Below are 9474 nucleotides of genomic sequence, written 5' to 3' on the forward strand. Positions count from 1 at the left end.
CACGAGAAATCGGATTCACACCTGTTCTATGGTGGGCGCTCGTTCAGCCCTACCAGTCGGGGTCGATCCTCGATAGTTCGATCATTGCGCGCGTCGTGACGCCTTCGTCGCGGCGACGGCGCTGTCGAGCGAGCCAGGATTCGAGTCGTTCGGGGTGGGCTGGTTCCAACGTGCCGGTCTCGGCGTGCAGCGCACGGGCGAGATTTAGTAGCTCGATTTCGGCTGCGGTGAGCTTGCGGGGCAGCTTCGGGATGTCGTCGTGCTTGGCGATCCACTTGCGCAGCAGTGCGGGCGAGACGCCCAGGTGGGTTGCGACGTCGTCCCAGGTGGTGTTGTGTTCGATCGCCCAGGCGATCGCGTCGGCCCATGTTGTCCAGCCCGCGGTCTGGAGCCGGGTTTGCCATCGAGCGGCCGCGGACGCCTTGACCTGTTCCTTGCGCTGGGGCGTGGACCGTCCGGGTGTGGGAATGCCGTGTCGTCGACGGAACGTGGCTGCGGGTTTTTGATCGAGGCAGACGAGTTTGCCGAACTCGACGTCGTTCAGATGGCGTGTCTGCTCGAGCAGGCCTACCAGGTCGTCGAAACCGAGCGTGGCTGCTACGCCCTGCATCGCGGTGTCCGCTCGGTGGTGTCGCGCATCGTGCTTGCGTCGCGGGATCGTGATCCCTTCTGAGCGCGCCTGGGCTTGGGCCATCCGCCAGGACGCGTCCATCTGTGCACCGACCTCGGGCCAGCCGACGTCGTTGGTGACGGCCCAGTGTGCGGCTTCCTGCCAAGTGGTCCAGCCAGCATGCTCGAGTCGTTCCGCCCACATCTGTGTGGTCCTGGCGGCCCGATCGGCGGCCGCGGGGGAGTCCACGGCGGCTGGGCCGACTGCGTGTTTGGCCTGGTACTCCTGGCTGGTCATGTGATGCACCTGTCGTAGGTGCGCTTTGAGGGTGCGGAACACCGCGCCGCACTCTCGGCAGGTCACCAGGTCGACATTCGCGTTCTGCGTGGCGCGTCGCTGCGAACGGAAGAACTGCTCGGAGTGTCGCTGGCACAGGCTCCGTGTGACGGCGACGGACTCGCAGTCCTCGTGCGTGCAGACCAATTCGCGTTCGCCGCGGCGCAGATGCCAGGCAGGGTCGATCTCGTCCAGTCGATCGTGCACTGCTGATCGTGGCCGGCCGCTTGCCAGGGTCTGGCGCTGAACCGATATCCAGCGTCCGAGGTCGCGCTGTTCAGGGATCCACCACAGCGGCCCGTGCTCCGCAACGTACTGTCCGGCCAGGTCCAGCATCCGCTCCTGATGGGGCGTGACACGTCGGCAGGCATGAACGCCCTGCTTCTTGGCGGTCGCCCGCAGATGTGTCGGGCTGACACCGATCGCTGCGGCGACCTCGTTCCAGCCGACGTTGCGCATGGCGGCCCAGGAGGCCGCGTCGTCCAGCGTCTCGCATCCGATGATGGCAAGCCGCTCGCGCCACCACTGGGCTGAGCGCTCCATGTGTGAGCGGCCTACGCGCTGTGTCGTCTGCGGGTCTCGCGGCTGTCTGGTGTCTTCCGGACGGGCACGAAACCCCACCGACAGCAGCATGGCGCGTTGGTCAAGGTCGCGCATACGCCGGGCGCCGATCTCCTTGCGCCACTTCTGCAGGTCCCTGCCTATCAGAGGTGTCGACCTCAACAGGTCATGCGCTGCCCGGTACTCGTTGGCCGTCATGCCGTGCGCTCCCAGCACATGGTTCGCGACCGAGACGAACCACCTGCCGCACTCTGCGCACTGCACCTTGTCCTGCGCCCGAGGCACCCGCACTACGCCCCGCCCTTCTGCTCCATTCGTGAGTGGGCAGCGTAACTATCGCCCGTGCCGCTCGCACCGGTCCCATGCAACAACACCAGAACCGTGGGGCTTGACAGTTCGGCCAACGGCACAGGGCTCGGGTGCTGCGCGGGTGATTTTTGGAGAATCACCCGCTGTACTGCTCGTTTTGGTCATGGTTGCCCCTGGCTACGCCTTATGTTCTTGCCGGTCTGTTTTGCGGTGCTATCCGGTGCTGCGTCCGTGAGGGGAAGGCGTGGCGATGGTGGTGCGGCTTGGTGCCGGTGGCAGCGATCTGGTTGCTGGGGTAGTTGCGATCGCGTTGGCGGCGGGAGGGACACTCGCTGTCGAAAACATCCGCGCTCAGAGCGAGGTCGTGACTGACTGTTCGGTGTCCTCGGCTCGTTTCGAGCCGGAGGCCTTCGCGCTGGCCGAGGCGTGCGGCAAGGACATCGAGATCGAGGCACTGCGCACGGTCTACGACACCTTCTGGGCCACACCGCGGCAGACCATCCGCGCCGATGCGTCCTCGGGAGCCGTGCGCACCGACCTTTCCGGCGACTGGGAGGCCACGGACGCGACGGTGAGCCTGGATGGGTCCGGGGTGCCGCAGGTGGCCGCGCCGGTTTATGACATGGACCTGACCGGCGAGGCCAGTGATGGTGGCCCGTTCATGACGATGCGGGCGGACAGTCTCGCGCTGTCGATGGGCTTGCCGGACGGGCTGGGCCTGGGCGCACCAGAGATCGATGTGACTGATGCGTCGATCGTTACCTATCCGGTGCGGGTCTCGGGTGGTGAGGAGATCGACGGCGCTGACCTGGTGCTGACGATCCACCCTGATGCCACCGGCTACACGCCCGTTCTTCGGATCGCTGATGCGGCCGCGGGTGAGGCGCTGGTCGCGGCTGCGGGTGACGAGGGTCTTGGCTTCGTCGTCGACGTCTCTGGTGGACTCGAGCTCACGGACCAGCAGCCCGAGATCGAGGGCATGGCACCTGACCCGGTACCGGCTGACGGGACTCCCGACGGTGCCTGGGAGGACCCGACCGGTGAGGGTGGCGACGCGGCCGGCGTCTCGCAGGACTCTGCTCCTTCCGCGAAGTCGCTCGCCGAACCGGCTTCTGAGGCTGGTGTCGAGGAGGAGCCTGCCGAGGGGTTCTACGCGGTCGATCCTGCCGGGGCACTGACGTTCACGGGCGCGCCCGGCTGGCAGTGGGACTCGGTTGCCGCATCCGCCGAGGCGGGTTCTGCGTCGGCATCGCGGACGGCGGCGGTGGACGGTGCGGCAAGCATGGACAGCGCCGAGGTGGCCTCAATCGAGGTCGCACAGGCTGATGGTCGTGCGGTTGCGTTGGATACGGTCATCGCGGAGGACGGTCGCAGCGCGGTCATCCGGGCTGACGAGGACATGGTCACCGACCCGAGCGGGAGCTACCCGGTCTTCGTCGACCCGGCGGTGTCCGGCAGCCGCAGCGCGTGGACGTCGCTGAAGCAGGCGTGGCCGACGAGCACGGGGGGCTGGAAGTTCCCCGATTCGTCCGGGATGGGGTACTGCAACGTCAACCTCGACCTGGTGTGCCTGCGATCGGGCTTCCAGCGCCTGGTCTGGCAGTTCAGTGGTCTGTCCTTTGTGGGTGGCCTCTCTTCCACCGATGTCGTCAGTGCCTCGTTCCGGGTCCATGGCACGCACTCGTACAGCTGCACCAAGACGACGATGTATCTGTACCGGACGCCCGGCATCAACTCGTCGACGAACTGGTCGAACCATGCCGGCACGTGGGATTCCTCGTACCACATCAGCAACGCGAGCGATGCCTACTACTCCTCGGCGTGCGGTGGTCCGCACTCGACCGAGTGGAACGCGACCGAGGTCGGCAAGCTGATGGCGACGAACGGCTGGTCGGGGATCCACCTCGGCCTGCGTGGCGAGGCGGCGGCCGACATGGACACGTGGAAGAAGCTGCGCTACGACGCTCGGTTCTCGGTCGAGTACAACCGTCCGCCGGACTCTCCGTTCAACTACCAGACGATCATCGACGGTGCGAACATCGGGTGCAGCACAAGTGCCTCCTCGCCCAAGACATCGCGCTCGCTGCGGCCGTCCCTGTCTGTCGTGGGCAAGGACCCGGACAAGCAGCAGGTGAGCGTCCAGTTCGTCGTGGTCAAGAACTCGAACAACGAGCGTGTGTGGGAGTCCGACTGGCGGCCGTGGCAGTCTCCCGGGACCAGTGGCGTCCGGTTCACGATGCGCGTGCCCACGGGTGAGGAGCTCGAAAGCGGTGGCTCATACCGGTGGCGTGCGCAGATCAAGGACTCGAGCGGACGCATGGTCGGGTACGCGGACACACCGGCGTGCTACTTCCGGATCGACATCTCCGCGCCTGCCGAGGCGAGGATCACCCCGCTGCGTGACCATCCCGACGCCGAGGCCTTCTACGAGGAAGGCAAGGAACGCGGCGGTGTGGGTCTGACCGGCTGTTTCGAGATCTACGCGCCGTCGACGGACTCGACGAAGCTCTTGTGGGGGTACGCGACGCGCACACCCCAGGATCCACCGATCACGTTGGACTCCACACGGACAGTGATCGCCTGCCCCACGCCTGGTGGTACGGGACCCAAGTTCTTGTACGTGAAGATCTGGGACAAGGCGGGCCTGACGTCGGAGACCGAGTACGAGTTCGACGTCGCCACCGCTCGTGAGGACGGGGTGTGGACCTTCGATGACCCTGAAGATCCTGGCCAGGACACGGCCGTGTTCGACGCGGACCGTGACGAGTACCTCTCTGCTGGTCAGTTGAGCTTCTCGGCTGACTCCACGTTCGAACCGGGCCCGCATCAGGAGTTCGGCGCGCGTGACGGGGACTCTGCCCTGAGGACTCGGGTGGGCAAGATCGCATGGACGGATGCGCCGGTGGTGGACACCGGTACGTCGTTCGTGGTCTCCGCGCACGTGAAGCTCGATCCGGACACGGATCGCACCGGCTGGTACACGGCTTTGTCGCAGGAGGGGCCGTTGTACAACGGAATTCGGCTGGGGTACCGGCCTACCTCGTGCCCGACCGCCGACGGCGCGTGCTGGACGTTCGGCGTCAACCGTGAGGTGGGATCGAACACCACGACCTACGCGCTGTCGTCGGTGCCGGTGAAGTTCGGGCAGTGGGTGCACCTGCTGGGCGAGTACGACAAGCCTGCGGGCAAGCTCCGGCTGTACGTGTGTGACGCGGGCACTCCGAATAACCCCGCTGTCGGAGAGCCGATCCTTACCGAGGCGAGCATGACGGCGAACCTCCCGCAGACGCCCGGACGGTTCGTCGTCGGGCGTGGGTTCATCGGTGGCGCGGCGTCCAACTACTGGACCGGGCATGTCGACAATGTCCGCGTGTTCCGTGGCGAGGTCCTCGCCCAGGCGAAGATCCGCCGCCTGTGCCAGGGCGCCGAAGCTTCCTCGTACGTGGGCGGCAATGGCGTGGACGATGTCGACCCGACCTGGGGTGACGACTCAGGTGAGAACGAGGCCGAGCAGTGAGCAGCAGGCACGGCAGCTTCAGGCACGGGACCAGTGGGCGGACTTCGGTGAGGACGGGCATGAGCGGGTACGGCGGCGGAGCACGTTCGCGATGGACGGCGGCAGGCGTGAGCCTGGTCGCCGGGATGCTGGTGGTGCTGCTGGGTGCCGACCCGGCCACTGCCGCGCCGGCGGTCGGTCGGATCGTCGCGCTGGAGACCGCTGCTGACGCAGAGGTCGACAGCCTGGAGGCGCGCGCGGACAACTTCGACAAGGTCGAGGGGGCGGTCGACGACGAGGAGCAGGTCACGGCCGAGGACCTGACGGCCCAGGCATGGGAGCCCGTGCCCGGCCCGTCCGAGGCCCCCGAGATGGTCCTGCCGGAGGCAAGCTCTCCTCCCGTGGCGGACGCCCCGGGGGGAGAAGGAGCGACCGAGCCGACCGAGGACGTGCCCGCGGAGACGGCGGGTACGACGGCGACCGCGTTGCGATCGTTCGCCGAGCCCGCCGGCGACGAAGCCGCGACCGAGGCGTCTACGGTCGATCTGGGCGACGGCCCCCAGGAGGTGGTGACGGACGACGGCGTCGCCGTGACCGTCGCTCCTCGTAAGGGTCAGGACGAAGGCACGATCGACGTCGCAGCGGAGACGATCGCCCCCGAGGCTGGTGCGCCAGGTGTCCTGGTGCAGATCGAGCCGGCATCGACGCCCGAGGCACCCGAGTCGGTCGACGTCGAGGTCTCTTACGCCGACCTGGCCGCGAACCTCGCCGAGAGCGGGGAGACGCCTGGCGGTGACTGGGCGTCGCGGTTGACCCTGGTCGAGGTCTCCGACTGCGACACCTCCGAGCCTTCGGACTGCACGACGACGCCGGTGCAGGGCGCGGTCAACGACGCGAACGCCGAGACGGTGTCAGCTCCCGTCGACCTGGCCGGCGACCAGCCGACCACGTTGATGATGATGGCATCCACCTCCGGCGGTGGTGGCGACTGGGGAGCGACGTCGCTCGCACCGGCCGCGTCGTGGGGCGTGGGTGGCAACACGGGTGCCTTCACGTGGTCTTACCCGCTGAAGATGCCCCAGGTGACCGGGCCCGGCCCGCAGTTGGACCTCTCCTACAACTCCGCTGCGTCGGACGGGCGGGTGGCCTCGACGAACAACCAGACCAGCGTGGTGGGTGAGGGTTGGTCCCTGACCGAGTCGTACATCGAGCGCACGTTCGTTCCTTGTGCGGACGATCAAGACGCGGTCGACGGCAAGGTGGCGAACAACGCCGACCACATTACCGGCGACATGTGCGTCGGTGAGGACAACGCGACGATGGTGCTGAACGGGTCGGCGGTCGACCTGGTCAAGACCGCTTCCGGCTGGATGCCGAAGCGGGTCGACGGCACCAGGGTCGAGCGCAAGACCGGAGCCGACAACGGCGACGACGAGGGCGAGTACTGGCTGGTCACCACGGCCGAAGGTGCGAAGTACACGTTCGGGCGTGGCGAGCGAGCCTCGGACGGGCTAGCCACGGGCAGTTCTTGGACGATGCCGGTGTACGGCAACCACTCCGGCGAGCCGGGGTACGAGGCGCCGTCGGACGGCGGGTTCGCTGCGTCGCGAACGACCCAGACCTACCGCTGGATGCTCGACCACGTCGAGGAGCCGACCGGCGGCACCCTGACCTACGTGTACTCGAAGGAGACGCGCAAGTACACGTACAACCTGGACGACGGTGCCGCGGCGTACACGGCGGGTGGGTTCCTGTCGAGGATCCTGTACGGTACCCGGTCGGGTGCCGAGTCGGGTACCGCACCGGTTCGCGTTGACCTGGAGTACGCCAGCCGCTGCGTTCCGGGCTCGGGCGTGAACTGTGACGCCGGCCGGGTGAAGCAGAATCTGGCCGCCTGGCCGGACGTGCCAGGTGACCTGCTCTGCTACAGCTCGGCGAGCAGGTGCGGGGTGGACGCGATCTCGCCGTCGTTCTACACGCTGTACCGGCTCGACCGGGTGGTGACCCGGGTACTCGACGGCAGCGCTTACAAGCCCGTGGACTCGTGGAAGCTGAACCAGTCGTTTGTCTCTCCGGGAGACGGGTCGCTGGGGGACGGCTCAGCCAAGGTGATGTGGCTCAGCTCGATCCGGCATACCGGCCACGGCGGTACGACGGCGATGTCGGACGACCTGTCGAACAACGCGGTGGAGTTCGCCCGGGAGATGAAGCCCAACCGAATCGACTCCGATTCGGACGGCCTGCCGCCGATGTACCGGCCGAGGATGATCGGTGTCCGCACCGAGTCGGGTGCGTTGATCAGTCCGCGCTACCGCACCGAGTGTGGCCCGGGCAATGTACCCACGAAGGATGGGATACCGGACAACGACCGGCTGTGCTTCCCGGTCGACTGGCGGGGCGACAACCTTCCCATGGACTGGTTCCACAAGTACGTGGTGGACATGGTTACGCAGAATGGCGCCACGATCTCGGGGAAGGACGAGATCGTGACGGGCTCGGGCGAGCTCACCACGTACTACACCTATTCGGACGGGGCCAAGTGGGTCAAGCCCACCGGGCCGCTGACCAAGAAGGACGAGGTCACCTGGTCCGAGTTCCGCGGTTACCGCACTGTGGTGACTACGGAGGGTGAGGGTTCGGAGGCGTCGTCGACGACCACGCGCTACCTGCGTGGCCTCACCACCGGTGGTGACTTCGAGGTTGGGCCCACCGGGTACCGCACGACGGTGACGGATCACGAGGCGCACGCCGGGACGGCGGTCGAGCAGATCACGCACAACGGCGGCCCCGACGCCGGCGCCGTGTCCCGGACCGTAACTGTGCCCAAGGCTCCCGTGGTCGCGGCAAAGGGCACCGACGGCACGACGGAGGTGACCCGGCAGGCCGGGTCTACGGCCCTTGGATACGAGATGAACGCGGCGGGCGACGTCGCCATCCGTACCCGGTCCGCCACGTCGACGGACGAGAAGGGCCAGGTGATCCGGGCCGAGGACCTCGGGGACGCTGCCACCGCCACTGATGACACGTGCACGCACATCGCCTACGCCCGCAGTGAGGCACTGGTCGAGGCGAACATGATCGGACTGGTCTCGCGCGCCCAGACGTATGCGACGTCCTGTGCGAAGGTCACGGATGGCGTCGTCTCTCGGCCAGCCGATGTGATCAGCGACCAGGTCACCACCTATAACGCTGCCGGACAGGCGATCTCGGTGCGCGGCCTCGACCCTGAGCTGGATCGGGCCACCGCCGCGATCGGCGACGGTGAGGGCGCGGGGTACGTCACGACCCAGACGATGGACTACGACGCCTACGGACGCGTGACCAGTGTCAAGGACGTCACCGGTGCCGAGACCACCACGGCATACACGCCCGCGTCAGCGGTGATTCCCACGACGGTTACCACGACGACGCCGGATCCGGACGGCAGCGGCGCGAAGGAGCGGATGTCCTCCTCGGTGACGTTCAACAAGGTCACCGGTCTCATGACATCGAGCAAGGACGCCAATGGGCAGTCGACCAACGGGACGTACGACACTCTCGGCCGGATGCGGACCGTCACCTACCCGGAGCACGCAGGCCTGAGCAAGCCCTCGGTGGAGTACGAGTACACGACCCGGACGAACGGCCTCAACGTCGTGCTGACCCGCACCCTCGGTGCAGACAGCGAGAACAAGCCGGTCCAGCACGCCACAGCAGAGCTCTACGACGGTCTGATGCGCGTGTTCCAGACCCAGGACGAGGTGCTTGACACCGGTGAGGCCCGGCAGGACAGCGCTGCTGAGCGCGGGCGCCGGATCACGCAGGTCTTCTACGACACCGCTGGACGCGTGTGGAAGGAGTCCGGCACCCAGTACGCCACCGGCGTCGTGTCGAACACGCCGGTCAAGCCCACACTGGTCGCGCCGTCGGCCACGGTGTACTCCTACGACGGCGCCGGCCGTGTGATCGACCAGATCTTCTACACCGGCCTGGAGGACAACCACCTCAACGAGCAGTCGCGGACGGTCACGCGATATGACGCGCCGTACACGACGGTCGTGGCGCCGGACGGCGGGCCCGCGACCCCCACGGGGACGGACGGGGGGGGGCGGACCACCCCGCGGGGGGGGCACAAAAAACCGCCCACCCGGTCGTGCGACCGTGCGGACGGTCACATGGACGA

3 protein-coding genes are annotated in these 9474 nt (G+C 67.3%); 2 read left to right on the forward strand and 1 reads right to left on the reverse strand.

Annotated elements, in window-relative coordinates:
- Positions 1 to 49: 49 nt before the first annotated feature.
- Positions 50 to 1798 carry a MucR family transcriptional regulator gene (locus tag ACFWE2_RS02680; protein ID WP_377222660.1) on the reverse strand — a complete coding sequence of 583 codons (1749 nt, stop codon included), beginning with the start codon at positions 1796 to 1798 and terminating at the stop codon, positions 50 to 52.
- 262 nt (positions 1799 to 2060) lie between these two features.
- On the opposite strand from ACFWE2_RS02680, the gene ACFWE2_RS02685 reads away from it, so the two are divergent.
- Together ACFWE2_RS02685 and ACFWE2_RS02690 are read left to right on the forward strand one after the other, a co-directional pair.
- Complete coding sequence (locus ACFWE2_RS02685) at positions 2061 to 5333, forward strand: hypothetical protein (protein ID WP_377222661.1); 3273 nt, start codon at positions 2061 to 2063, stop codon at positions 5331 to 5333.
- Between the two features lie 59 nt (positions 5334 to 5392).
- Positions 5393 to 9474, forward strand: a 4082-nt coding sequence (locus ACFWE2_RS02690) for a SpvB/TcaC N-terminal domain-containing protein (protein WP_377222662.1), incomplete at its 3' end; no start/stop codon positions are given.

It is taken from the genome of Promicromonospora sp. NPDC060271 (genome assembly GCF_042726755.1).
In the GTDB taxonomy this organism is placed as follows: Bacteria; Actinomycetota; Actinomycetes; order Actinomycetales; family Cellulomonadaceae; genus Promicromonospora.